Source organism: Bradyrhizobium sp. BRP56, assembly GCF_020194035.1.
Taxonomy (GTDB): Bacteria; Pseudomonadota; Alphaproteobacteria; order Rhizobiales; family Xanthobacteraceae; genus Bradyrhizobium; species Bradyrhizobium australafricanum.
On the sequence record NZ_JADYVV010000009.1, the window covers coordinates 88,599 to 115,059 of the forward strand.

Annotated in this window: 22 protein-coding genes; 16 read left to right on the top strand and 6 right to left on the bottom strand. The window is 65.3% G+C overall.

Annotated elements, in window-relative coordinates; genetic code table 11:
- Positions 1–559: 559 nt before the first annotated feature.
- Both I6F38_RS09015 and I6F38_RS09020 read right to left on the bottom strand, forming a co-directional pair.
- Entirely contained in the window at positions 560–826 is a 267-nt protein-coding gene (locus I6F38_RS09015; RefSeq protein WP_225160069.1) for an HGGxSTG domain-containing protein, read from the bottom strand.
- On the bottom strand, positions 823–1,485 hold the full coding sequence (locus tag I6F38_RS09020; RefSeq protein ID WP_225160070.1) for a hypothetical protein: 663 nt from the start codon (positions 1,483–1,485) through the stop codon (positions 823–825). The genes I6F38_RS09015 and I6F38_RS09020 overlap by 4 nt, the downstream gene beginning before the upstream one ends.
- Before the next feature lie 411 nt (positions 1,486–1,896).
- Here I6F38_RS09020 and I6F38_RS09025 point away from each other — a divergent pair, with 411 nt between their 5' ends.
- The 3 genes from I6F38_RS09025 (at position 1,897) to I6F38_RS09035 (ending at position 6,266) form a co-directional block, all read left to right on the top strand.
- Positions 1,897–4,218, top strand: a complete 2,322-nt coding sequence (locus tag I6F38_RS09025) for a molybdopterin guanine dinucleotide-containing S/N-oxide reductase (RefSeq protein ID WP_225160071.1) — start codon at positions 1,897–1,899, stop codon at positions 4,216–4,218.
- Between the two features lie 102 nt (positions 4,219–4,320).
- Positions 4,321–5,364 carry an alpha/beta hydrolase gene (locus I6F38_RS09030; protein ID WP_225160072.1) on the top strand — a complete coding sequence of 348 codons (1,044 nt, stop codon included), beginning with the start codon at positions 4,321–4,323 and terminating at the stop codon, positions 5,362–5,364.
- 26 nt (positions 5,365–5,390) lie between these two features.
- Positions 5,391–6,266 (top strand): PhzF family phenazine biosynthesis isomerase, encoded by an 876-nt coding sequence (locus tag I6F38_RS09035; protein WP_225160073.1) that lies wholly within the window; start codon positions 5,391–5,393, stop codon positions 6,264–6,266.
- Positions 6,267–6,311: 45 nt separating this feature from the next.
- On the opposite strand, the gene I6F38_RS09040 is transcribed toward I6F38_RS09035, so the two are convergent.
- Positions 6,312–6,818, bottom strand: a complete 507-nt coding sequence (locus I6F38_RS09040) for a helix-turn-helix domain-containing protein (protein WP_028334861.1) — start codon at positions 6,816–6,818, stop codon at positions 6,312–6,314.
- 205 nt (positions 6,819–7,023) lie between these two features.
- On the opposite strand from I6F38_RS09040, the gene I6F38_RS09045 reads away from it, so the two are divergent.
- The 12 genes from I6F38_RS09045 to I6F38_RS09100 are packed head-to-tail and all read left to right on the top strand — an operon-like array spanning position 7,024 to position 19,450.
- Complete coding sequence (locus I6F38_RS09045) at positions 7,024–7,662, top strand: 2-hydroxychromene-2-carboxylate isomerase (protein WP_038387724.1); 639 nt, start codon at positions 7,024–7,026, stop codon at positions 7,660–7,662.
- Positions 7,663–7,721: 59 nt separating this feature from the next.
- Positions 7,722–9,266 (top strand): class I adenylate-forming enzyme family protein, encoded by a 1,545-nt coding sequence (locus I6F38_RS09050; RefSeq protein WP_225160074.1) that lies wholly within the window; start codon positions 7,722–7,724, stop codon positions 9,264–9,266.
- 51 nt (positions 9,267–9,317) lie between these two features.
- The gene (locus I6F38_RS09055) at positions 9,318–10,055 is read left to right on the top strand and encodes an SDR family oxidoreductase (protein ID WP_016845326.1); all 738 of its coding nucleotides are present in this window, start codon (positions 9,318–9,320) and stop codon (positions 10,053–10,055) included.
- Positions 10,056–10,067: 12 nt separating this feature from the next.
- Entirely contained in the window at positions 10,068–11,249 is a 1,182-nt protein-coding gene (locus I6F38_RS09060; protein WP_225160075.1) for an acyl-CoA dehydrogenase family protein, read from the top strand.
- 20 nt (positions 11,250–11,269) lie between these two features.
- Complete coding sequence (locus tag I6F38_RS09065; protein ID WP_225160076.1) at positions 11,270–12,400, top strand: acyl-CoA dehydrogenase family protein; 1,131 nt, start codon at positions 11,270–11,272, stop codon at positions 12,398–12,400.
- A 15-nt stretch (positions 12,401–12,415) separates the two neighbouring features.
- Positions 12,416–13,603, top strand: a complete 1,188-nt coding sequence (locus tag I6F38_RS09070) for an acetyl-CoA C-acyltransferase (RefSeq protein ID WP_225160077.1) — start codon at positions 12,416–12,418, stop codon at positions 13,601–13,603.
- Between the two features lie 21 nt (positions 13,604–13,624).
- A complete protein-coding gene (locus tag I6F38_RS09075) occupies positions 13,625–14,635 on the top strand; it encodes a nitronate monooxygenase family protein (protein ID WP_225160078.1) in 1,011 nt (336 codons plus the stop codon).
- A 12-nt stretch (positions 14,636–14,647) separates the two neighbouring features.
- Positions 14,648–15,421, top strand: a complete 774-nt coding sequence (locus I6F38_RS09080) for an enoyl-CoA hydratase-related protein (RefSeq protein ID WP_225160079.1) — start codon at positions 14,648–14,650, stop codon at positions 15,419–15,421.
- Between the two features lie 37 nt (positions 15,422–15,458).
- Positions 15,459–16,619, top strand: coding sequence for an iron-containing alcohol dehydrogenase (locus tag I6F38_RS09085; RefSeq protein WP_225160080.1), 1,161 nt, complete (start codon positions 15,459–15,461; stop codon positions 16,617–16,619).
- A 25-nt stretch (positions 16,620–16,644) separates the two neighbouring features.
- The gene (locus tag I6F38_RS09090; protein WP_225160081.1) at positions 16,645–17,451 is read left to right on the top strand and encodes a glutathione S-transferase; all 807 of its coding nucleotides are present in this window, start codon (positions 16,645–16,647) and stop codon (positions 17,449–17,451) included.
- A 39-nt stretch (positions 17,452–17,490) separates the two neighbouring features.
- Complete coding sequence (locus I6F38_RS09095; RefSeq protein ID WP_225160082.1) at positions 17,491–18,192, top strand: SDR family NAD(P)-dependent oxidoreductase; 702 nt, start codon at positions 17,491–17,493, stop codon at positions 18,190–18,192.
- A 55-nt stretch (positions 18,193–18,247) separates the two neighbouring features.
- Positions 18,248–19,450 carry an ABC transporter substrate-binding protein gene (locus tag I6F38_RS09100; protein ID WP_225160083.1) on the top strand — a complete coding sequence of 401 codons (1,203 nt, stop codon included), beginning with the start codon at positions 18,248–18,250 and terminating at the stop codon, positions 19,448–19,450.
- Between the two features lie 18 nt (positions 19,451–19,468).
- On the opposite strand, the gene I6F38_RS09105 is transcribed toward I6F38_RS09100, so the two are convergent.
- Positions 19,469–21,022, bottom strand: coding sequence for a hypothetical protein (locus tag I6F38_RS09105; protein ID WP_225160084.1), 1,554 nt, complete (start codon positions 21,020–21,022; stop codon positions 19,469–19,471).
- Between the two features lie 15 nt (positions 21,023–21,037).
- Entirely contained in the window at positions 21,038–22,339 is a 1,302-nt protein-coding gene (locus tag I6F38_RS09110; protein ID WP_225160085.1) for a glycosyltransferase family 4 protein, read from the bottom strand.
- A gap of 339 nt (positions 22,340–22,678) precedes the next feature.
- On the opposite strand from I6F38_RS09110, the gene I6F38_RS09115 reads away from it, so the two are divergent.
- A complete protein-coding gene (locus I6F38_RS09115; protein ID WP_225160124.1) occupies positions 22,679–24,616 on the top strand; it encodes a GumC family protein in 1,938 nt (645 codons plus the stop codon).
- Between the two features lie 74 nt (positions 24,617–24,690).
- Here I6F38_RS09115 and I6F38_RS09120 read toward each other — a convergent pair whose 3' ends face one another.
- A complete protein-coding gene (locus tag I6F38_RS09120; protein WP_225160086.1) occupies positions 24,691–26,037 on the bottom strand; it encodes a polysaccharide biosynthesis C-terminal domain-containing protein in 1,347 nt (448 codons plus the stop codon).
- Positions 26,038–26,461: the final 424 nt, after the last annotated feature.

Consider the following 26,461-nt stretch of genomic DNA (forward strand, 5'->3'; position numbering starts at 1 on the left):
GCTGCCCGGTGCCGGAGCGGGCGCTAAGTTGATGGCGCGGGGGCGGCGCCTTGAGGTCAGGAGGCCGGAATGGAGCGTCTGTATTTGGGCATCACCGTCACCAGCACTTACGCGCTGGTCACCTTTGCGCTGATGCTGGCTTTCGTGCACTGACCGCCGGGAATCCGGATCTTTGCTCGCGGGGCCGCTACGGGGTGCGTCGTCTTCGCGGAACGCGCAATGTCCGGCAACCGGCAAGCTTTTACTGCGTAAGCGGGTTTAAACGTATGCCGAGGCCTGTAGCGATAACCCTGATGAGTTTGGCCGTTGCAACGCTCACGGCGTTCGGCATCGCCGCAGCCCTCATGATCCATTAAAGCGCGATGAGATTAGGTTGAATCGTCATCGCGCTTTAGCTCTTTGTTCGAGCATGATCTCCGCGCAAACGCGTCCCGCGTTTGTCGCGAGGGAAAACCGCTTCGCACTTTTCCGGATCATGCTTTAGCGGGAATGGGCCAGCGGGATTTCGCGCCCGGCGGCCCATTGGTCGTTGAGGCGTGCGGCCATTTGCGAAACGCAATCACTTCATCCCTTCCAGCATCCTCCGCACGTCTCCCAACAACGCCCGGATCTGCCTTCGCTCGGCGATCGCATCCCCCGTGAACCGGCCGTGCTTGCGCGCGTTCCGGTTCGCCCGTGGCGCGCCGGATCCCTTTGCGCCGCCGTGCATGCGGCAGCGCGTCTTGCCGCGCACGGCCGGCGCGCGGCAAGAACCGCCGCAGCGGGTCCTGGCGCCGCAACGCCGGCTCGCCAGCATCGGGCCGGTCGTTTGGATGTGGCCGCTCATGCCTGAGCGTCCCGCCCGGCATCGGCGGAATTCCGCCGTCGCCTCGAACCCGCGGCCCTCGGCGCATTCCGCGCCGCCGATGCCGGGCTGGTGTCGGACACGATCACGCGCGCATGCTGCGTGACGTTGCCGACGATCGCGTTGCCGCCGTCCTCGACCTTGACGTTCTGCACGGTGATGGCGGGCTCGCCATGGCTGCGGTGGCGGTTCAGCGCCTCGATCTGGGCGGGAAAGGTGCGCGCGAGCCGGCCCAATGCGCGCGCGGCGCTGTCGTGCTGGGCGAGGTCTTTCGCGTGCGCGAGGTGATGCGCGCATCGCATCGCCATCACATGAACCGACACCATCTGCGCCACCAGCATGGCCTCGACGGAATCCCGCGGACCGATGCTTCTCACCATCGAGATCATGAAGGCGAGGTTGACCTCGCAGGGCTTGCCGCCGCTCACGCTGGCCTTGACCAATTGCCGCAGGATGCCGTCCATCGCGTCGCGGTCGGCGACCCCCAGCGCGTTCGCCATCAGCTGTGCGCCGAGCTCGGGATCAGGATGGTCGATACAGAAGCCGTGCGAGGAGAATTTGATCCGCGGGGCTGCGGCAGCCTGGGTCTGCGCAGGGGCGGCGGGCATCGTCGGCACGGTGATTTCGGGTGCAGGTGTCATGTCGATAGTCCCTGGAACGCGCGCGGCAAACGCGCAGACGATCGCTCGCTGCGGCAGCCGGTGCGATGTCAATTGTGGGGAGGGTTTTGGGCGGCAAGCGCCATCCGCGCGCCCGCTGTTGCGGGCGAGGGGGGCGGTTACACGATTTCGGAATATTGGAAGTGTGCCGCTGATTTGCCCGACGTGTCAAGTCGCCATTCGAGCGCCGGCGGCCGTCGGCTCCTTTGCATGGGGTTGTTTTCGATATTTTGGCGGCGCGGCCCCGGCGGGGAGTTCCGCCGCCGTCGCCCGCAGTCATGCCGGCAAGGCACGGTGCGGTCCGTGTTAGCGGGTACCGTGCGCCGATTGGATCATTATACTGGCGGGAATGTTGCTACAGGCGCGGCGCCGGCCTGGGATGAAGGAGCATCGATGAGCGAGACCATTGGCCACCCCGATCCCGGCCTCGATTTGTCCGACGGTTTCAAGCCGCACACCTCGCATTGGGGCGTGTTCTCGGCGCGGCTCGGCAAGGCGGGTCTCGAAGTCAGGCCCTATGCCGCCGACCCCGATCCGAACCGCATCATCAACAATTTCCCCGGCGCACTGCGCCATCAGGCGCGCATCGCGCAGCCCGCGATCCGCCGCGGCTGGCTCGAGCGTGGGCCCGGTCCGGACGATCGCCGCGGCCGCGACGACTTCGTCTCGGTCAGCTGGGAGCAGGCGCTCGACCTGCTCGGCGGCGAGCTGACGCGGATCCGCGACACGATCGGCCCCGGCGCGGTGTTCGGCGGCTCCTACGGCTGGTCCAGCGCGGGCCGCTTCCATCACGCGCAGAGCCAGGTGCATCGCTTCCTCAACATCGCCATGGGCGGCTATGTCCGCTCGGTGAACACCTATTCCTCGGGCGCGTCCTCGGTGCTGCTGCCGCAGATCCTGACCGGCTACGAGGACATCACCAAGCGCAATGTCACCTGGGAGCAGATCGCGGCCGAGACCGACATCGTGCTGGCGTTCGGCGGCATGGCACTGAAGAACTCGATGGTGGCGGGCGGCTCGATCAGCAAGCATGTCGAGCGCGGCGCGATGGAAGCCGCGCACCGGCGCGGCTGCGCGTTCGTCCTGGTCAGTCCGTTGCGCGACGATCTGCCCGTCGAGGCCGGCGCAGAATGGCTGACGGCGACACCCGGCACCGATACCGCGCTGATGCTCGGCATCGTCCATACGCTCGTCAGTGAGGGCCTGCACGACCAGGCCTTCCTCGATCGCTACACCGAGGGCTGGCCGGTGTTTTTGCGCTATCTGACCGGCGAGAGCGACGGTGTGCCCAAGAGCGCCGAATGGGCCGCGGCGATCTGCGGCATCGATGCCGGCACTATCAAGACGCTCGCGCGCCGGCTTGCCGGCCGTCGCGCGCTGATCACCGTCTCGCATTCGCTGCAGCGCGCCGAGCATGGCGAGCAGCCGGTGTGGATGGGCATGGTGCTGGCGGCGGCGCTCGGCCAGATCGGCCTGCCCGGCGGCGGCTACGCCTATTCGCTCGGTGCGATCGGCTATTACGGCCGCCGCGTCAACGCGGTGCCCGGACCGACGCTCGGGCAGGGCCGCAACGGCGTCGCCGACTTCATTCCGGTGGCGCGCATCGCCGACATGCTGCTCAATCCCGGCACCAGCTATCGCTACAACGGCGAGACGCGGACTTATCCGGACATCCGCCTCGTCTACTGGGCCGGCGGCAATCCGTTCCACCATCACCAGGACCTCAACCGCCTGCGCAGGGCGTTTGCGCGGCTCGACACGCTGGTGGTGCACGAACTCGCCTGGACCGCCACGGCGCGTCACGCCGACATCGTGCTGCCCTCGACCATGACGCTGGAGCGCGAGGACATCGGCTATTCCAGCAACGATCCCTTGATGGTCGCGATGCACCGGATCGCCGAGCCGTTCGGCCTTGCGCGCGACGACTACGAGATCTTCGCCGATCTCGCCGAGCGGCTCGGGGCCCGCGAGCCCTTCACCGAAGGACGCACCTCGCGGCAATGGCTGGAACATCTCTTTGAGCCGACCCGCAAGGCGCTCGCCGCGCGCGGGCTCGAAGCGCCGAGCTTCGAGGAGTTCTGGGCGCGCGGCAGCCTGGTCGTGCCGCAGCATCTCGACGATGGCGGCTCGCTGCGTCGATACCGCGAGGACCCCGTCGCGCGCCCGCTGCCGACGCCGAGCGGCCGCATCGAGATCTTCTCGCGGAAGATCGCTAGCCATGGCGATGCCGACTGTCCGGGCCATCCGGTCTGGCTCGCGAAGACCGACACGCCGACATCAGGCGCGCCGTGCTTCCTGGTCGCCAACCAGCCGGTGACGCGCCTGCACAGCCAGCTCGACTTCGGCGGTCACTCGCTTGACGCCAAGCATCGCGGCCGCGAGGTCGCGCGCATGAACCCGCGCGACGCCAAGCCGCGCGGCATCGCCGACGGCGACATCATCCGCATCTTCAACGCGCGCGGCGCCTGCCTCGCCGCGGTGCATGTCACCGACGGCATCGCGCCCGGCGTGGTTCAGCTGCCGACCGGCGCCTGGTACGATCCGATGGATCCCGAGGAGGAAGCGCCGCTCTGCGTGCACGGCAATCCGAACGTGCTGACGCGCGACATCGGCACGTCATCCTTCGCGCAGGGCTGCACCGGCCAGCTGACGAGCGTCGAGGTCGAGCGTTTCAACGGCAATCTGCCGCCGATCCGGGCGTTCGATCCGGCGTAGTTTCACGCGGGATCACGAACAAATCATCGCTGGGCGCTGGATGGCGCCCACGCGTTCGGCTACGGCATCACCAAGTCGTCCCCGTGTTCTGGATTTGTCGAGATGCACCTGAAAACCCTGTTTCACCTTGCCGTCGCCGCGACCGTTGCGCTCGGATCGTCCAACGCATGGGCGCAATCGGCCGCCGAGCCGGCCTATGGACCGGAGCTGCAGGGCTTCGACTATCCCTATCCGGTCGAGCATTATCGCTTCAGCTCGCAGGGGCAGGAACTCGACATGGCCTATCTCGACGTCAAGCCGGCGACGCCGAACGGCCAGACCGCGGTGCTGCTGCACGGCAAGAATTTCTGTGCCGCGACCTGGGACGGCACCATCAAGGCGCTCAGCGGCGCCGGCTATCGCGTGATCGCGATGGACCAGATCGGCTTCTGCAAATCCAGCAAGCCTGAACGCTATCAGTTCACCTTCCAGCAGCTGGCCGGCAACAGCCGCGCGCTGCTCGCCTCGCTCGGGATCGCGCATTCGATCATGGTCGGCCACTCGACCGGCGGCATGCTGGCGATGCGCTATGCCCTGATGTATCCGGAGGCCACCGACCGCCTGGTGCTGGTCGATCCGATCGGGCTGGAGGACTGGAAGGCCAAGGGCGTGCCGTGGCTCAGCCTCGACGGCTGGATGCAGCGTGAGACGCGCGTCACCGCGGACAGCATCCGCGCCTATGAGCGCGCCACCTATTACGCCGACACCTGGGATGCGTCCTACGAGACGTGGGTGCAGATGCTGGCCGGCATGTATCGCGGAGAGGGCCGCGCCGCCGTGGCGTCGAGCTCGGCGCGGCTCTACGACATGATCGCGACCCAGCCGGTGTTCTACGAATTCGAGCAGATCAAGCCGCCGACGCTGCTCTTTGTCGGCGACAAGGACACCACCGCGATCGGCAAGGACACCGCGCCGCCGGAGATCCGCAAGACGCTCGGCAATTATCCGGTGCTGGGCAAGGAGGCCGTGAAGCGGATTCCGCATGCGCAGCTGATCGAATTCCCCGACCTCGGCCATTCGCCGCAGATCCAGGCGCCGGCGCGCTTCCACGAGGCGCTGCTCGGCTGGCTGCAGCATCCGGAGACCGGCGCGACGCTGGTCAAGTAGGGACGGCGAGACAGGCGAGGGACATCATGACGACAGCCGAACTGGTCAGCGTGTTCACGGTGGATGGGCGGGGCGGCAATCCCTGTCCGATCGTGGTGGATGCAAGCGGCATGAGCGCGTCCGAGATGCAGGATGTTGCCCGCCGCCATGGTCACGAATCCGGCTTCGTGCTGCCGGCACAGAGCGACGACTTCGACGCCACGTTCCGCTTCTTCGTTCCGAACCACGAAATGGAAATGTGCGGCCACGCGACCATCGGTGCGCTCTGGCTGCTTGCGCGCCAGGGAAGGTTGCCGGGCGACACCATCCGGATCTCGACGCGCAGCGGTCCGGTCACCGGCTTCATCAGCCGGGATCGTCACGGCGAGCCCAGTGTCCAGATCACCCAGCCGGTCGGGAAGACCGTTCCGCTCACCACGGCGCAACGCGATGACGTGCTGCGGGCGCTCGCTGTCGGGCTGGAGGCGATCGACGCGGCGACGCCGTGCAATGCCGTCACATCGCGGATCAAGACACTCGTTCCGATGCGCTCCCCCGAAGCGCTGAATGCCCTCGATCCCGCGACAGGGGACGTCGAGGCCGTCTGCGGCCGGATCGGATCGACCGGGCTCTATCCATTCGCCGTGATCGACCGAAGAGCTCGCCTGTTCGAGGCGCGGCAATTCCCGCGCTCCTCCGGCTATCGTGAGGATGCCGCGACCGGCATTGCGGCCGCGGCGCTGGCGTTCGGCCTACTCGACTACGGCCTGGTCGCTCCTGATGACGACGAGATTCGTATCCTACAGGGCAGGGCGATGGGGCGGCTGTCCGAGATCCGGGTCCGCATCGGCTTCGCCGGCGGCCGCCCCGTAGGCTGCCTGCTTGGCGGCAATGTCGCGCTGACGGCTGCGCCGTCACACTGAGCAACCGCGAGCGCGGGGCGCCGGCTTCGCGAACAGCATCCAGGTCTAGTCAGCGGCGCGCTTGGCTCGCTCCTGCGCCTTGGCGTGCACCGGTGATGATTTCCGCGCACCGGGGCCCGGATGCACGTGGACCGCCTTCGCGCTCAGCGGCTCGCCGCATTCCGAACAGACCATGACGGGATCGAACATCTTCTTGCAGGTCTTGTGTTCGTGCAGCATCGGCCGGCCGCGCGAATCGACCATGTGGACGTTGCCCCAGTGCACGATCGACATGATGATCGGATAAAGGTCGAGCCCCTTCTGCGTCAGGATGTATTCGTAGCGCTTCGGCGCTTCCTGATAGGGGATCTTGCGCAGCACGCCGAACCGCACCAGCTTCTTCAGCCGGTCGGCGAGCAGATGCCGCGTGATCCCGAGCGACGCCTGGAAGTCATCGAACCTGCGGATGCGCAGGAAACATTCGCGCAGGACCAGCAGGCTCCAGCGGTCGCCGATAACAGCCACCGTGCGGGCCACCGAGCACGGTTCCTCCTCGAGGGCATCCCATTTCATCAGCATCTCCTGCGGTCTGCGCCGACATCACCGATTAAATTCTAAAACAGAACTAATGTCATTTCAATAGGATGCCTCGCCTGCAGCCGTGACTTGGTCATTGGATGACAAATATCATATTGACAGTTCTAAAATAGAACTTAAGGTCTCGGCTCGATCAACGCGGCGGCTGACGGCTGCTGGCACTCGAAGGGAAGGGCGTTCCATGGCAGCTCCGCTCAAGGTCGAATTCCACTTCGATTTTGGAAGTCCGAACGCCTATCTCGCGGAACTCGCGCTGCCCGACATCGAGAAGCGCACCGGCGTGAAGTTCGACTACATCCCGGTGCTGCTCGGCGGTGTCTACAAGGCGACCGGCAACATGTCGCCCGGCGAGTCGCTGCGCGGCATCAAGAACAAGCCCGAGTACAACGCGCTCGAGACCGAGCGCTTCCTGCGCCGCCATAACATCACGACGTTCAAGACCAACCCGTTCTTTCCGGTCAACACGCTGATGCTGATGCGCGGCGTCGTCGCTGCCGATTTCGAAGGGCTGTTCGAGCCGTACTTTCGCGCTGCCTATCACCACATGTGGTCCGAGCCCAAGAAGATGGACGATCCGCAGGTGTTCCGCGAAGCGTTCCTGTCTTCCGGCCTCGATATCGACCGCATCATCGCCCGCGCCCAGCAGGACGAGGTGAAGAAGAAGCTGATCGACAACACCAGCAACGCGGTGGCGCGCGGCTCGTTCGGCTCGCCGACCTTCTTCGTCGGCGACGAGATCTTCTTCGGCAAGGACAAGCTGCGCGAGGTCGAGGACGAGATCGTCGCGCAGCTGGCCGCGGGGCGGCGCAAGACCGCCTGAGCGGGAAAATTCCTCAATACAACAAATCAGGCCCAAAGGGCTGTCACAGGGAGGTTTCAGTGCAGGCGTCGACCCAGTTTGAAGGAAGTGTGGAAGGCTTGCCGAACCGCATCCACGAGGTGATCGATCACCACGTCGGGGCGACGCCGGATCATCCGGCGCTGATCGACGACAAGATGCGGCTGACCTACCGCGAGCTCGATCGGGCGGTCAGTCGCGTCGCCGAGGCGCTGCGGGCGCTCGGCATCCGCGCCGGCGACCGCATGATGATCGTGAGCGAGAATTCGATCCCGCTCGCCTGCCTGCTGCTGGCGGCGAGCCGGCTCGATGCTTGGTCCATCGTGGTCAATCCCCGGCTGTCGCCGCGTGAGCTCGACCAGATCAGGGATCACAGCGGCGCCCGCCGCGTGCTGCTGACCGCCGAGGTCTCGCAGGAGGCGGCTACGCATGCCGCGCGTTACGAGGCCGCCGTGCAGGATGTCGGGCCGCTCCGCGGCATCGCCGTCACCGGCTTGAACCTGGCAACCGTGGCGGAGCCGGTCGAGGCCGGCGGCGCCAACCAGGTCGCGGTCCTCATCTACACCTCCGGCACCACGGGCACGCCGAAGGGCGTGATGCTGACCCATCGCAATCTCTTGTTCAGCGCCCGGGCGACGGCAAGCTTCCGAAAGATGGCGGCCGACGACGTGCAGTATTGCGTGCTGCCGATCTCGCATATCGTCGGCATCTCGTTGCTGACCATGACCCTGATGATCGGCGCCACCGTGCGTCTGGTGGCGAAATACGATCCGGCCGCGCTGGTCGAGGCGATGACTGAAGAGGGCATCACGATCCTGAACGGCGTGCCCGCGACCTATCAGCGTCTGCTCGAATACCGGCGCAATGCCGGCCTGCCGAAGCTCGATCGCGGCCGGTTGCGGGTGATCTCGGTGGCCGGCGCGCCGCTCGACCTCGATCTCAAATCCCGGGTCGAGCAGGAGCTCGGGCTGCCGCTGCTCAACGGTTACGGCATCACCGAATGCTCGCCGGGCATCTCCGGCGTCCGGCCCGACAATCCGCGTGCGGATCATGCGGTCGGCACCGTCATGCCGGGCCTCGAGGCAAAACTGGTCGGCCGTGACCTCAAGCCGGTTGCGGCAGGGGAAGTCGGTGAGCTTCACGTCCGCGGTCCGAACGTGATGCGCGGCTATTACCGCGCGCCCGATTTGACCGCCAAGGCGATCGATCCCGACGGCTGGTTCAACACCGGGGATCTGGCCCGCTTCGAGAATGATGCGCTCTATATCGTCGGGCGGACCAAGGAGATGATCATCCGCTCCGGGTTCAACGTCTATCCGGCCGAGATCGAGGCGGTGCTGAGCACGCACGACGCTGTGGTGCAGTGCGCCGTGGTCGGCCGGCCGGTCGAGGGCAATGAGGAGGTGGTCGCCTTTGTGCAGCTGATCAAGGGCTCGACCGCCACCGTACAGGACCTGATGGCGCATATTGCCCCGCAACTCACCTCGTACAAGCGTCCGTCGGAGATTATCCTGATGGACGCGCTGCCCGCGACATCGACGGGCAAGCTGCTGAAGCACAAGCTGGCGGAATCGCTGCGCGGCTGAGACTGAGCCGTCGCCGCGAGCCAGTTCACTCAAACAAGACCGGAGTACACCATGCAGAAGCGAAACAGGACGGTGGCCGTCATTGGTGCCGGCGATTTCATCGGCGGCGAGATCGCCAAGAAGTTCGCCTCCGAAGGCTTTACGATCTTCGCCGGCCGCCGCAATGGCGACAAGCTGGCGCCGCTGGTCAAGGAGATCGAGGCTGCCGGCGGCGAGATCCATGCGCGTTCGCTCGATGCGCGTAAGGAGGAGGAGATCACGGCCTTCCTCAACGACGCCGACAAGCATGCGCCGCTTGAGGTCTGCATCTTCAACATCGGGGCCAACGTCAATTTCCCGATCCTCGAGACCACCGAGCGGGTGTTCCGCAAGGTCTGGGAGATGGCCTGCTACTCCGGCTTCCTGGCTGGGCGCGAGGCGGCGCGGCTGATGATGCCGCGCGGCGAGGGCAACATCTTCTTCACCGGCGCGACCGCGTCACTCCGCGGCGGCAGCGGCTATGCCGCGTTTGCCAGCGCCAAGTTCGGCTTGCGTGCCGTGGCGCAGGCGATGGCCCGCGAGTTGGGGCCGAAGAACATCCATGTCGCGCATCTGATCATCGATTCCGGCGTCGATACCGAATGGGTGAGGCAGCGCCGCATCGAGGCGCTCGGCCCGAACGCGCTCGACAATCCCGATCTCTTGATGCCGCCGGCATCGGTCGCGGGCGCCTATTGGCAGCTCTATCAGCAGCCGAAGAGCGCCTGGACCTTCGAGCTGGAAATCCGGCCCTTCGGCGAGAAGTGGTAGGGAGCACTGCAGATGGAGCTCGCGCTATCCCCTGAAGATGCGGCGTTCCGCGATGAGGTTCGCGCCTTCATCAAGGACAACTACCCGGCGGAGATGCGCGTCGCCAATCCGGAGACCGATCTCTCCAAGGAGCAGATGCTGCTGTGGCATCGCATCCTGCACAAGAAGGGCTGGATCGCGCCGCTCTGGCCTAAGGAATATGGCGGGCCCGGCTGGTCGATCACCCGCCGCTTCATCTTCGAGCAGGAGACGACGCGCGCCGGCACGATGCCGCCGCTGGCGTTCAGCGTCACCATGGTCGGCCCGGTGATCTACACGTTCGGCGACGATGCGCAGAAGAAGAAGTTCCTGCCGCGCATCCTGTCCGGCGAGGATTGGTGGTGCCAGGGTTATTCGGAGCCGGGCTCCGGCTCCGATCTCGCCACCGTGCGCACCAAGGCGGTGCGCGATGGCGATCATTACATCGTCAACGGCCACAAGACATGGACCACGCTGGCGCAGCACGCCGACTGGATTTTTTGCCTGGTCCGCACCGACCCCACTGCCAAGCCGCAATCGGGTATCTCGTTCCTCTTGATCGACATGAAGTCGCCGGGCGTCACGGTGCGCCCGATCATCACCATCGACGGCTCGCACGAGGTCAACGACGTCTTCCTGGAGAACGTCCGTGTCCCCGCCGAGAACCTGATCGGCGAGGAAAACAAGGGTTGGACCTACGCCAAATTCCTGCTCGGCAATGAGCGCACCAGCATGGCCGGCATCGGCCGCTCGACGCGCTACATCGCGCGGCTGAAGAAGATCGTGAAGGCAGAGATCCCGGAAGACGATCCGGCGCATCTGGAATTCATCAGGGACATTGCCCGCGTCGAGCTCGACGTGCTGGCGCTGGAGGCGACCGAGCTTCGCGTCGTCGCCCAGATGGCGCGCGGCATCGACCCGGGACCGGCGGCCTCGCTGTTCAAGATCCGCGGCACCGAAATCTTCCAGGATATCACCGAGCTGACGCATCGGGCGATCGGCAATTATGGGCTTGCGATCCGCGAGCATCCGGTCAGCGCCAATCACTTCATGCCGGGCCCGGACTACGGCCACACCGCGTCGGAAAAATACCTCAACTCGCGCAAGCTCTCGATCTACGGCGGATCGAACGAGATCCAGCGCAACATCATCGCGAAGGCGGTGCTTGGTCTCTAGCCACAAGCAACGAGGATCGGATGGATATCCAGTTCACGGAAGAGCAGGAATTGTTGCGGTCCAGCGTCCAGCGGCTGCTGCGCGACCAGTATGATTTCGACGCGCGCCGCAAGATCGTCGCGAGCGAGGAGGGTTTTGGCCGCAGGCAATGGGCTGAATTCGCCGAGCTCGGCCTGCTCGCCGCGCCGTTCTCGGAAGCGGTCGGAGGGCTCGGCGGCGGGCCGCTGTCGACCATGATCATCATGCAGGAGTTCGGCCGGCATCTTGTCGTGGAGCCCTTCGTCGAGACGGTCGTCGTTGCGGGTGGCTTGATCGAACAGGCAGGTTCCGACGCGCAGCAGCAAGCGTTCATTGCCGACATCATCGCAGGCACGAAACTTTGGGCGCTGGCCTGGACCGAGAAGGGCTCGCGGTTCGATCTCGCCACCGTCACCACCACGGCGCGCCGCGACGGCAACGATTATGTGCTCACCGGCGAGAAGACGGCGGTGCTGGCCGCGCCATGGGCGGATTATCTGATCGTCTCCGCGCGCACCGCGGGTCATCGTCACGATCGCGGCGGCGTCAGCCTGTTCGTGGTCGATCGCCGCGCCGCCAATCTCGACCTGCTAAGCTTCAGGACGATCGATGGCCGCAGGGCGGCCGAGATCAGCCTGCGCGGCGTGCGCGCGGAATTGCTCGGTAACGAGGGCGAGGGCGTCGCCGCGCTGGAGGCCTGCCGCAACCGCGCCATCGGCGCGCTCTGCGCCGAGGCGGTGGGCGCGATCGGCGAACTGAACGCGGCGACCCTGGACTATTCCAAGACGCGAAAGCAGTTCGGCGTCACGATCGGCAGCTTCCAGGTGCTGCAGCATCGGATGGTCGACATGTTCATCGCGCATCAGGAGGCGCTGTCGCTGATGCAGCATCTCAGCCTCAGTCTCAGCGACGATGAGGCCGGCGTGTCCAGGCTCGCCTCCGGCGCCAAATCCAAGATCGGTTATGCCGGCAAGTTCGTCGCCGACCAGGCGGTGCAGCTGCATGGCGGCATGGGCATGACCGACGAGCTCAATGTCGGCCATTACTTCAAGCGAATTTCCTCCATCAACATCCAGTTCGGCGATCCCGCCTATCACGTGCTGCGCTACGCGCAGCTCGACGCGGTCGCCTGATTCAGAGAGGCAAGCATGTCACAAGATGCAGTCATCGTCTCCACCGCGCGCACTGGCGTCGGCAAGGCCTATCGCGGTGCGCTCAACAACACCGACGGCCCGACTTTGGCCGGCCATGTGATGGCCGAGGCGGTGAAGCGCGCTGGCATCGCGCCCGGCGAGGTCGAGGACGTGGTGATGGGCTGCGCCATGCAGCAGGGCACCATGGTGATGAACGTCGCGCGCAAGGGCGCCATCCGCGCCGGGCTGCCGGTGACGGTCGCCGGCACCACCATCGACCGGCAATGCGCCTCCGGCCTGCAGGCGATCGCGGTCGCCGCCCGCTCTGTCATGCTCGACGGCGTCGAGATCGCGATCGGTGGTGGCATCGAGTCGATCAGCCTAGTGCAGAACGAGCACATGAACAGGTTCCACGCCGTCGACGACGAGCTGATGGCGATGAAGCCCGAGATGTACATGTCGATGCTGGAGACGGCGGAAGTCGTCGCCGAGCGCTACGGAATCGGGCGCGACAAGCAGGACGAATACAGCCTCGAATGCCAGCGCCGCGTCGGCGCCGCGTTGCAGGGCGGCCGCTTCAACGACGAGATCGTGCCGATCACGACCAAAATGGCCGTGGTCAACAAGGACACCAAGGAGGTCAGCTATCAGCAGGTGACGCTGGCCAAGGATGAGGGGCCGCGGCCGGATACCACGGCGGACGGGCTCGCCAAGATCAAGCCGGTGTTCGAGGGCAAGACCATCAGCGCCGGCAACGCCAGCCAACTGTCGGACGGCGCTTCGGCCTGCGTGATCATGAGTGACAAGGTTGCCGCGCAGAAGGGGCTGAAGCCGCTCGGCATCTTCCGCGGCTTCGTCGCCGCCGGCGTCGAGCCGGACGAGATGGGCGTCGGCCCGGTTGCCGCGATCCCGCGACTCCTCAAGCGGCATAACCTCAAGATCGACGACATCGATCTCTGGGAGCTCAACGAGGCCTATGCGGTGCAGGTGATCTATTGCCGCGACAAGCTCGGCATCGATCCGGAGAAGCTGAACGTCAATGGCGGCTCGATCGCGATCGGCCATCCCTACGGCATGACCGGGGCGCGGCTCACCGGTCACCTCTTGATCGAGGGCCGGCGGCGCAAGGCGAAATACGGCGTGGTGACCATGTGCATCGGCGGCGGCATGGGCGCGGCGGGCCTGTTCGAAATCGTCCACTGAGCGGAAACGCGGGAGAGACTTGTGAAGACAGCAATCACTGAACTGTTCGGCATCCAGCATCCGATCATCCAGGGCGGCATGCATTTTGTCGGCTTCGCCGAGATGGCGGCCGCGGTGTCCAACGCCGGCGGCCTCGGCATCATCACCGGCCTGACCCAGAAGACGCCGGAGCTGCTGGCGAAGGAGATCGCGCGCTGCCGCGACATGACCGACAAGCCGATCGGCGTGAACCTGACCTTCCTGCCGAGCTTCACCGCGCCGCCCTATCCCGAATACATCGCTGTTATCCGCGAGGCCGGCGTCAAGGCAGTGGAGACCGCGGGCCGCAGCCCGGAGCAGTACATGCCGGCGCTGAAGGCGGCCGGCATCAAGGTGATCCACAAATGCACCTCGGTGCGGCATTCGCTGAAGGCCGAGAAGATCGGCTGCGACGCGGTCAGCGTCGACGGTTTCGAGTGCGGTGGCCATCCCGGCGAGGACGACATCCCGAACATGATCCTGCTGCCGCGCGCAGCGGACGAATTGAAGATCCCGTTCGTCGCCTCGGGCGGCATGGCGGACGCGCGCAGCCTTGTCGCGGCGCTGTCGATGGGCGCTGCCGGGATGAACATGGGCACGCGCTTCATCGCGACGAAGGAAGCGCCGGTTCATCCCAATGTGAAGCAGGCGCTGCTCGACGCCGACGAGCTCGACACCCGCCTCGTGATGCGCGCGCTACGCAACACCGAGCGGGTGCTGAAGAACAAGGGCGTCGATGAGCTGCTCGAGATCGAGCGCGAGAAGGGCGCCAGGCTGAAGATCGAGGATATCCACGAGCAGGTCGCCGGCGTCTATCCGAAGGTGATGATCGACGGCGAGATGGATGCCGGCGCCTGGAGCTGCGGCATGGTGGTCGGCCTGATCAATGACATCCCGACCGTCAAGGAGCTGATCGATCGCATCATGACCGAGGCCGAAGCGATCATCCGGCAGCGGTTGACCGGCTTCCTCGACGGCAAATTCGAAACCATGCCGGCCCGCGCGGTCGCCTGACGGGAGAGTGCCATGACCGAGCATGTCAAGGTTGAGATCGCCGCCGGCGTCATGACGCTGACCTTGCAGCGGCCCGAGAAGAAGAACGCGCTGACCGGCGCCATGTATGACGCCATGTCGCACGCGCTGAAAGAGGCGGAGGCGGATCCGGCCGTCCGCGTCATCCTGTTCCAGGGCGACGGCGACAGCTTCACCGCGGGCAACGACCTCGCCGACTTCGCGAGCCAGGCACGCGGCGAAAGCGCGGTCGATAGCCCTGCGCATCGCTTCATCGAGACCATCAGCAAGGTCGGCAAGCCGCTCGTCGCCGCCGTGCAGGGCAATGCGGTCGGCGTCGGTACCACCATGCTGCTGCACTGCGACCTGGTCTATCTCGCGGAGAACGCGCGGCTGATCACGCCCTTCGTCAACCTCGCTCTGGTTCCGGAAGCGGCGTCGAGCTGGCTGCTGCCGTTGCGGATCGGGCATGCGCGTGCCTATGCGATGTTTGCGCTTGGCGAGCCGATGGATGCGCAGGGCGCGCTGGCGTCCGGCCTTGCCAATGCCGTGGTGCCGCAGGCCGATCTGCGCAAGAGGGCGCATGACGCCGCGATCGCGCTGACCAAGCGGCCGGCGGGTTCGCTCAGCATGACCAAGAAGCTGATGCGCGAGCAGCAGCGGATCGCGGCGCAGATCGCCGAGGAAGGCTTGCTGTTCAAGGAGCGGCTGACGACGCCCGAAGCGCGCGAGGCCTTTGCCGCCTTCGCCGAACGGCGTCAGCCCGATTTCACCAAGCTGTCGGCCTGAAGCCAGGAGCTCACGGATACATCGAGGGAGTGAAAGCATGCGCATCGTCGGCAGCCATCAATACCCCACCATGGAATCCGTGATTTACGGTAGACCCGCGGCCGAGGCGCTGCGCGAGGAGGTCGAGCGGATGGACGCCAAGCGCGTCTATCTCATCGCCAGCCGGACGTTGAACACCACGACCGACGAGATCGAGAAGATCCGCAAAGCGCTCGGCGATCGTCATGCCGCGACCTTCGACGGCGTGCCGCAGCACACGACGCGGGACGTTGTGACGCAGATCGTGCGGCAGGCCAGCGAGGCCAGGGCGGACCTCGTCGTCGCGATCGGTGGCGGCTCGGTGGTCGATGCGGCGAAGATCGTGCTGATGTGCATGGAGCACGAGATCTTCGAGCCTGATGGCCTCGACGGCTTCGAGACCACGCCGGATCGGCGCTTCGGGCCGTTCCGCTCGCCGAAGGTCCGGATGATCGCGATCCCCAGCACGCTGTCCGGCGGCGAATACAATTCCGGCGCGCTGGTCACCGATACCAGCCGCAAGCTGAAGCAGATCTTCAACCATCCAATGATGATGCCGCGCAGCATAATCCTCGATCCCGCGATCACGAAATATACTCCGGAGAAGCTCTGGCTCGGCTCCGGGACGCGGGCGATGGATCACGGCATCGAGGCGATCTGCTCCAGCCGCCCCAACGTGCTGGTCGATGCGGTGTGCCAGCAGGGGCTGCGCTATCTGCACGACGGCCTGCTGCGCACCAAGGCCCACCCCGACGACGCGGCGGCGCGGCTGAGCTGCCAGCTCGGCTCCTGGCTGTCGGCGTTCGGATTGCGGTCGCGGGTGCCGATGGGCGCCAGTCATGCCATCGGCCATGTGCTCGGTGGCACCTGCGATGTGCCGCATTATTTCTGCACGGCGGTGATGATGCCGAGCGTGCTGCGCTACAACCGCCCGGCGACGGAGGCAGCCCAGCAATCGATCGCCGCCGCGCTCGGCGCGCCGGGGCGCGATGCCGGCGAGGCGTTTGCGGCGTTCATCGTGGAGCTCGGCCTGCCGCGGCGGCTTGCCGATGTCGGCGTCGGCGAGGACCGGTTCGAGCTGATCGGTAAGAACGCCATGCTGTCGATCTTCACCCGGGCCAATCCGCAGCCGATCCGCGAGCCCGGCGACGTCGTCAAGATTCTCAAGCTAGCCGCCTGAGGCAACAGTATCAGGAGCAGCCACGATGGCCGCCTTGCGCATCTTCTCCTATCTGCCGAACCCACGGGTCTGGAAGGCGACCATCGCGGCGCGGTTCTGCGGCGTCGACGTCGAGGTCAGGGGCGCGTCCGGCAAGGAATTGCGGGACTGGCTGTGGGATTACGACGCGCGTCCGCTGGCAGAGGACGAACGCGCCTCGCTGTCGGCGCTCGCCCGGACCGGGCGGGTCGGACTGACTGGCGCGCAGCTCTTCAAGACCGATGCGTTCATGGCGGCACAGCCGTTCGGCAATGTGCCGGCTGCATTCGGCGCCGACGGCAAGGTCGGGATCTTCGAATCGAACAGCATCATGCGCGCCGTGGCGCGGCTCGGCGAGGCGAAGTTCCCGCTCTACGGGCGCGACGCCTATGAGGCATCGCGAATCGACAGTTTTCTCGATGTCAGCCTGGTGTTCGCGCGGGACTCGCAGATCTATCTGCTGGCGCTCTCGGGCGGCACCGTCGATGCGGCCATTCATGCCCGCGCCAAGGATGCGTTCGCGATCTATGCGTCCGGCATCGAGCAGGCGCTGTCGCCGCGGCGGGAGGCGCTGGTCGGGAACGGCATCTCGATTGCCGATATCTGCTTTGCCGCCGAACTCGCGCTGTTCATGAATGAACATGCGCGGACCGAACAGCTGCAAAAGCAAGGATTGGCGAAAATCCTGCACCCGGGCGTGCAGGATGAGTATCCGCTGATGTTCGCTCACTTTGATCGCCTGATCGCGCACGAGCATGTCAGGCCGGACCTCAAGCCTTATGTCGAGAAGCTGCTGTCGAAGGCGGCCGCCTGACCATGAAGGCCATAGGCCGCAACGCGGAGGGTTGATCACATGACCGCACCTGTCTGTCTGATATCCGGCGTTGGGCCCGGCACCGGTTCGGCGCTCGCCAGGAGGTTTGCCGAGGGCGGCTATCGTGTCGCGCTGCTCGCGAGGAACGAGGCGCGTCTCGCCGCGCTCGAGCAGCAGCTGCCGGGCGCAAAGGCCTATCGATGCGACGTGTCCGATCCCGCGCAGGTCGAGGCGGTGGCCTCGGCCGTGGAGCGCGATCTCGGCAGCCCGGGCGTCGCGATCCACAACGCCGTCGGCGGTGCGTTCGGCACCTTCCGCGAGATCGATCCGGAGATTCTCAATCGCAACTTCCAGGTCAACACGATGGGACTGTTGTACCTGGCAAGGCGATTTGCTCCGGCGATGATCGCTGCCGGCAAGGGCGCCATCGTTGCGACCGGCAACACCTCGGCGTTGCGCGGCAAGGCTGGCTTCGCGGGGTTCGCGCCGACCAAGGCAGCGCAGCGAATTCTCGCCGAGGCGATGGCGCGCGATCTGGGGCCGCAAGGCGTGCACGTCGCCTATCTCGTGATCGATGCCGTGATTGATCTGGAGTGGACGCGGAAGCGCTGGCCGGATCGGCCGGACGACTTCTTCATCAAGCCGCGGGCGATCGCCGACGAGGTCTGGCACGTCGCCCATCAGGATCGCAGCGCGTGGTCGTTCAATGTCGAGATCAGGCCGTTCGGCGAAGCCTGGTAGCGCCGCGCGCCGGTCGCACGAGTTGGTCAATTCATAAACGCTCAGGGAGAATTTGATGTTGTTGAAGACGTTTACCGTGTCCGTTGCGATGCTCGCGGCGCTTGCCGCGGCTCCGGTCCGCGCCGAAACTCCGGGGGTCTCGGAATCGGAGATCAAGGTCGGGGCGACGTTCCCGTTCAGCGGCCCGGCGTCTCCGCTCAGCAACACCGGCAAGGGCCTGATCGCCTACGTCCATTCCGTCAATGACCGCGGCGGCATCAACGGCCGCAAGGTCAACCTCATCACCTATGACGATGCCTACACGCCGCCCAAGGCCGTGGAGCAGACCCGCAAGCTGATCGAGAGCGACGAGGTGGCGTTCCTGTTCAGCCCGCTCGGCACGCCCGGCATCGGCTCGACCATCAAATACGTCACCGCGAAGAAGGTGCCGCATCTGTTCGTCGTCAGCGGCGCGACCAAGTTTGCGAATTTCGCGGAATTTCCGCTGACCACCACGGGACTGCCGAGCTACAACACCGAAGGCAAGATCTACGCAAAATACATCACGCAGACGGCGCCCGACGCGAAGATCGCGATCCTCTACCAGAACGATGATCTCGGCCGCGATTTCGTCGCCGCGTTCAAGGAGGTGTTGAAGGCCGATTTCGACAAGAAGGTGGTGACGTCTCCCTATGAGGTCACCGAGCCGACCATCGAATCCCGCGTGGTGATGCTGAAGGCGTCGGGTGCGCAGGCGTTCCTGATCGCCGGCACGCCGAAATTCGCGGCCCAGGCGATCAAGAAGGCGAACGAGATCGGTTGGTCGCCGCTAACCATCGTCAACTATGTGTCGAGCTCGGTGTCCGCGACCATCGTGCCGGCGGGCGCGGACAAGGCGGTGGGCGTTGTGGTGGCGACCATCACCAAGGATCCGAACGACAAGAAGTGGGCCGACGATCCCGGCATGAAATGGTATCGCGCCCATTTCGAGAAGTATCTTCCCGGCGCCGATATCGGCGACAACAATTATCTGTTCGGCACCCAGCAGGGCCAGATCCTGGAGCAGGTGCTGAAGCAGTGCGGCGACGACCTGTCGCGCGAGAACATCGTGAAGCAGGCGCGCAACATCAGGGGGCTCGTGCTGCCGACCCTGATGCCGGGCATCGCCATCAACACAGGTCCGGACAACAGCATGGCCTATACGCAGCTTCAACTGCAACGCTGGACCGGAAGCTCATGGGAGCAGTTCGGCGGCGTGCTGAGTGCCGACCTGAACTGAACCGGGCCGACCGAGGCGCTAGTGGAGCCGTCGTGCGATCGGCTTCGCCAGCGTGCCTTGCCATTCCCGCTGCGCCGACTGGTCGCTTGACCGCAGGCTGTTCAGCAAGGCGGTGGTCTTCGGCTGAACCCGCGAGCCATCGATCACCTCGAGCCGGCCGCAGCGGTTGAGCGTGTGCAGCTTGCGTCCGGTCCACAGCGGCCCGGGCTTGAGCAGATGGCGCACGGCCTGTCGGTAGGTGGTCGGCGACAGTTCGAGCACCTCCGCAAGTCCGAGCGCCGCGCCGTATCCGTTGGTGCAGTCCTGCACCGGCCGCCACAGCCTGCCGTTGATGGTCACGAAATTGCCAGCCGGCCGCGTCGTCGCGCGATCCATCAGGATCGGATTGCTCGCATGCGGCCGCCAGGGGCCGAACAACTGCTCGGCGTAATAGATCGCGAGCGTGTCGGAATAGCCGCCGGTGCCGTCGCGCCAGGCTCCGAACATGTAGTAGAGGCCGTCATGCTGCGTGATGGTCGCGTCGGCGAGTTCGAGCCCGGTCAGCAGCGTGCCTTGCCGTTCCCACTTGTCGGGAAAGCGGACGCATTTGTAGATCGGGACGTCCCGATGCGCGGTGCTTTCCGGGATCATCCACAGTTCGCCGTTGTTCTCGATCAGGAACGGGTAGGACAGGTGCCAGGGCTCTTCGAGCACCGGCAGCACGGTGCCGACCGGACCGTTGCCGTCGAATTCGATCGCGGAGATGATGCCCTTGCCGGTGCGGTGGTCGAGGTCTTCGAAGAACACGAAGGTCCTGCCCTGCCATTTCACCGGGACGGGATCGGCATAGAAGTGGTTGCCGGGATCGCCGAGCACGTTCCAGGCAGGTCCCGACAGGTCACCGGTCCGCCAGATATCCGCGTTGTCGGCGTAGCGCCAACCGACATGCCAATGCGGCGCATAGCAGCAGAGACGGTAGATTTCCTTCGCGATCGAGGTCGCGACGCCGCGCACGACAAAGGGCGCGGGATTTCGCGGCGCGCTGGCCGCCGGCACAGCCAATTGCGGCACCAGCCGCGGAGCCCCCGACAAGATCGGCGGCAGCATGGACAAGGTGCGCGCCATCACCGTTTCGAGCCCGCCGCTCAGGCCGGCGGCGATTTCCGCCGAGGGATGGCCGCGGTCCATCACCGTGCCGTCGAGCTCGTTGACGATTTCAATCACCGGCAGGTCGCCGGCGAGAATGGCGGCCAGTGCGGCGGCTTCGCCCGCTTGTCCGTTGAAGCGTGGACGGAGATAGAGCCTGGCGGAGCAGTTCGGGTCCCGCTCGGCAGTGGTGAAGTCGACCACCACATCGGGGTTGCCCATGCGCGGCCGTTCCGCAATCGTCTTCAGCCTGTCGGCATCGCCCGCCTTGCCCTTGCGCAGCACGATGCGTTCGAGCTCGAACAGCATGTCGAGGCCGGCGGGGCTCGGCCCCGGCGTCGTCGTCCAGGCGATTTGAACGGGAATATCCTGATCGCTGACGCGCAGCGTCTCGCGACGCATCCAGAGTCGCGCCTGCGCGCGATCGCAGCGAAACTCGATAATCATGTCCAGCCCAATTTCCTAGTGCGCGTCCACTCCTACGGCGTTGCCGAGAATGCGGACGTATTCCTCTATCATGGCATCCAACGAATAACGCGACTTCAGGCCCACGGCACTTTGCCGCAGCTGGTCGCTCAACAAACGATCGGTCAGGACTTTCGACACGGCGGCCGAAAACTCGGCCTCGTTCGCAGCGTCAACGAACACCGCGGCAGGCTGTCCCTGGTAGGACAGCACCTCGCGCAGCACGGGAAGACCGTTGACGACGCAGGGAATGCCGGCGCTCGCGGCTTCAACAGCGGCAAGGCCGAAGGTTTCGGCCTGCGTCGGAAATACGAAGACGTCGAGGCACGCCAGGAATTCGGCCATCTGGCGCGGTGGGATCTCGCCGATGAAGTGCAGTCGGTCCGCGACTTTCAGCTCGCTCGCCAGGGCTCGCAGCCGTTCCTCGTCCGCGCCTTGTCCGGCGAGGGCAAGATGCCAGGATTGGTCGGCGGCCAGCAGGCGAATTGCCGCATCGAGCCGCTTGTGCGGATGCAGCCTTGCTGCGCAGCCGAGCAGCGTGCGATCCGGCGGCAGCTTGAATTGCTGCCGCGCGACGTTCTTCGGCAGGCTGTGCGACTTGTCGTCGAAGCCATGCGGGACGTGCGTCATGCGCGCGCGATAGGTCGCGGGGTAGCGGGCGTATTCGCGTTCCATGTCGCGCGAGTTCAGCGTGATGCACTGGAAGAAGCCGGTCGAGCCCATGAAGATGTCGGCGGCGCGCACCGGCATGCTCATCGACATCGCCGAGGACACCTGATTGGCGATGACAGGAGCGCGGCTGACGAGCCGCGACACGCCTCCGCCGATCAGATTGCCGAAGTGCTGGAAGGTCAGCACGACATCGGGCCTGATGGTCCTGAGATGACCCGCGAGCGTCCACAGCATCCGCAGCAGCGCCAGGGGATTTCCCGGGCGGGTCTGCGCGCAATAGAATGTATTGGGCGGCTCGTCGAAGGAATCTGATTTGCGGTAGAAGAACAGGTTGGCGACGTCGTAGCCGCGCGCGGTGAGGCCCGCGCCGACGAGCCGCGATATCTCCTGCGCGCCGGCGTTCTCCGCCTGGGTCTGCACCAGGACGACACGCAGCTTTGGCTTGCCCACGTTCGATTGATCGCGTGATGCGGTCGATGCCTCGCGCAATTCTGTGCTTGGCCTGTAATGGAGCACGGCTTCCTCACCCGTCGAAGGAATGGAATCGTCTCCCTCGCTATTGCGAGCGTACTTATCACGCGAAGCGCGCTCGTAGACCGAGTAGCGCGTGTTGAGGTTACTGCTCATTTAGTGCGATCAGACATTGCCAGCAATCGAGAGCCATTGTTTCACACATAGGGTACAGCCGGCTCGTTAACTAATTGGTTACGTCCGCATGAGGAGGGGGTAACCGTGGATTAACCATAGATATTTACGTTGGAGCAGTACTGTCAGTTGAATTCGAGTAACAGCCCCATGAAGTTCGGTAGCCGCGTAGGCCCGAGACGTTCCGAACCCACGGAACCCGCCGCGTCGTGGGAAGCTGCCGGCGTGCCGACCAGCCGATCCTCTGCGGAAACCACCAAGGGCGTGCTTAGCATTCCCGGCGTGGTGGCCTTTTTCCGCGAGAACGGTCAACGCATTCTGATGCTCGCCGCGGTGATCTTCGCGGTCGGCGTCATTCTGCTGATGTTGATTCCGGCGCGCTATGCCGCGACCGCGCTCGTCGTGGTCGACCCGCGCGAGCAGCGCGTCACCACCGATCAGGACGTCCTGCCGGGGATCGGTCAGGATGCCGCAGCACTGCAGAGCTATGTCGAGATCGCCAAATCCGACGGATTTCTCGGGCCGCTGATCGAGCAGCTCAAGGTCGCCGAGGACAGCGACATCTCCGGCGGCAGGACCGATCCCACGCGCCTGCTCGACCGCTTTCGCAACCGGCTCGACATCTCCCGGCGCGGATTGACCTATGTCATCGCCATCAAGTTCACGTCCAACAACCCGCAGCGCGCGGCCTATTACGCCAATGCGGTGGCTGAGGCGTTCGTCGCCAGCCAGCGTGGCACGCGCAGCGTGGCGACCGACGAAGCCGCCGACTGGCTGAAGAGCCGGCTCAAGACATTGAACGACCGCCTGCGGTCTTCGGAAGATGCCGTTGCGAAGTTCAAGCTCGAGCACCGGATCGTCAACGCCGGCAAGGAATCGACGACGCAGCAATTGCGCGTCACCGATCTGACCCAGCAGGTCGCCGCCGCGCGCGCCCGCACCGAGGAGGCCAAGGTCCGCTATGAGCAGCTGCAGCGCGACCTGAAGGCCAATGTCGACGGGCCGGTCAAGCAGGACCTGCTGAGTGCGCTGCGCGCCCAGCGCTCCGCGCTCAACGACCAGATCGCACAGAAGCGCGGGGTGCTGGGCGATCGTCATCCAGACCTCGTGATGGCTCTCAGCCAGCTCAGCGATCTCAACCGACAGATCGAGATCGAGCGGAAGAAGAACATCGACACCGCGAGGTCGGAATATGAGGCGCAGCGCGATCAGCAGAAGGCGCTTGAGGATCAGCAGAAGGCGGTCGAACAGCAGATCCTTGTCGACGGTCAGGCGCTGGTCAAGCTGCAGGAGCTGCAGCGCGACGCCGACGCCAACAAGAATATCTACGAGCAATTCCTCTCACGCTACAAGACCACCGACGAGCAGCGGCTGCTGCAGAGCTCGCAGACCAAGGTCGCATCGTCGGCGACGCCGCCGGTGCGCTCGACGCTGCCGCCGCTTCCGCTGTTGCTGGTCGCGCTCGCGATCGTCTCGCTGTTGACGTCGACGGCGATCATCGCCGTTCCCGGCCTGAATCTGAAGCAGCTCCCGATCAAGGCCATTCCGCCGCTTCGTCGGGCCGAGGCGCCCGCACCGCCGGCGCCCGCCGCGCCGCAACCTGCGCTGCCGCCGGAATTGCCGGTGCTGGCCCGCATTCCCAACATCGCGTCGCCGGATGCCGTCAGGAGCGTCTGGCAGACCCCGATCTCGACGACGGCCGAGCCCGATCTCGCGCCGCATCTTCAGCTGCTGATCGAGAACATCGAGCAGCTTCCGGGAGAGCACGGCAAGGTGGCGCTCCTGCTATCGGTTGAGGGCGGTGCGGGCGGCAGCACCGTTGCACGGTCGCTGAACCGATCCGCCGTCAAGAACGGGATGCTCAGCGTCCTGATCGAGATGGAATCCAGGCGCGCCGAGTCGGCGCCGTCGCAAGGATCGGGGATCATCAAGGCCGATCTGCCGTCCGTCGTCGAACTGCTGGCTGCCAGCAGCAAGGCGCCGCCCTATCCGCCGGACGATATTCGCGCCGATTTCGGCCTGATCATCGTCGACGCATCGTCGCTTGCCCTGCAGCCGGCCGCGGTGGCGCTGGCTGCCCATGCCGACCTGGTGATCCTCGTGGTTCGCGAAGGGGCGGCCAACTCGGCTGCGATTGGCAAGGCGCGGGCCGATTTATCCGGGTATGGTTCGGTCCCGACCGCGCTGGTCGTCAATCGCGTGGCGGTCGATGCCGCCGTTCGCGGTCGCCAGGGCGAGGCGCTCGGCCTGGCGAGCTGAAGGCGGTTCGGCTGAAGCTAGCGCCTTTTCCGTTCCGATAGTATCGGAACGCGGCTCTTCGCTCGAAAAACGCTCTAGTCGTTGCTGTCTGCAACGCGGACCGCGTAGGCGTCACCTTTCGACGGCCACAGATGCGACAGCACCAGAATGGATGGGTCGCCGCCGGTCCGCCGCCGGCACAGCACGTTGAGCGCGATGGTGGCGACGACCAGCGAAACCGTCGCCGAGATCGCGGCGCCGAGCACGCCGAGCCACGGGATCAGCACGACAAATCCCAGCAGCCGCAACGCCACATTGGCTGCAACGACGGGAACATAATCGCGCTCATGGCCTGTCAGCTGCAGAACAGCGGCAGAGGGTCCGCCCGCCGCCTGGAAGGCCGTTCCGATCGCGAGCACGATCAACACCCACTGCTGGGCTGCAAAGTGCGGCCCGAACAGGCCGAGCAGATGGGGAGCGCCCACCCAGACGATGACGAGCCCGCTGAGCACGCAGAGCGCGGTCACCTCGGCCATCAGCTTCAGCGTATGTTCGAGCTCGCCGTGGTTCTTGCTGAAATACAGCGAGGGAAGCCGGCGCGCGCCGAACGTGTACAGCGCAGCCGACAGCATCGCGAAGATGTTCGCCAGCCGCGAGGCGGCGAAATAGACGCCGGCGGTGGCCGGATCCAGCATCCAGTAGACCAGGATGACGTCGAAATACTGGTTTGCCGCTTCGAGAATGGAGGCGAGCCAGAACCGGAATGCGCTCTTGTTCCAACGCGAGGCCTCGAAGCGCGCCGTGACCGACCGCAGGTTCGGCAGCACCCGCATGATCGATACGATCTGCACGACGAGCCCGAGGGCCATGGCGGCCGACATCGCGCTGAACAGCTCGGCGGGGCTGAGCTGCCGGTGGCCGAACAGTACCGCGATCAGGAACAAGACGACGGCGACGCGCCAGAAGAACTCCCGATTGCCTTCGCCCATCAGGATGCTGACCAGCGATCGCGCGATCTGGCTGCCGAGCATCAGCCCTGCATTGATCGCGGTGAACGCCGAGACCGACAGGATCAAGAGCCACCACTCGCCGCGAATGCTTGCCACCGCGGCGATCGCGGCGATCGAAATCAGCATCCCGATGGCGGAGTTCTTCAGGCTTGACAGCAGCACACCCTTGGTGAACTCGGCCTGGCCGCGCACCTCATACTCATTGAGAAACCGAACCAGGAGCAGCTCCTGGCCGACCAGGCCCACCACCGAGGCGATCTGGGCGACGGAGAGCAGGGTTGCGAAGTTTCCAAACGCGTCCGGCGTCATCGCCCGCGCGGCGAGCGAGAACAACGCGAATGCGAGCCCGCCGCTACCAACCTTGAGCAGGATGGTCCCGGCAACGCCGCGCGTAACGTCGCGCCGTAACAGTTGGAGCACGGAGGCAATCACCAGAGACGTCTCAATATCCAGTCGGGCTGTTGACCGCAGCAATCGGTGAAGCCTGGAGTGTTAATGTTCTCTTGCTAAGATTCCGTTCCTTTCGAATGGCTGCCGGGCCCAACGCAGTTGTGAACAGGGCCAGGTCGCGTTGCTCCATTCTGGAACGGCGCCGTCTGCCCTGTCTCCAAACGGCGCAGGTTGGATTTGCCTCCAGCGTCCGGTCCAGTGGCGCGGACCTTGCCGGAAGAGACCGCGCTCGCGCGTCAACGCCACTTGTCGCTGCTCGATGGCCTGGCAATTGCCTCGCCATCCCGCTGCGGAGCCTGCAAAGGTTCGGTTTCATGGCCGACCGTCGTGCAAGCCATGTGCCGAGAGACCGCTGATCGTGGTCCGGAGGTTTTCATTAACCGCAATTCTGGAACTCGCCATGCTC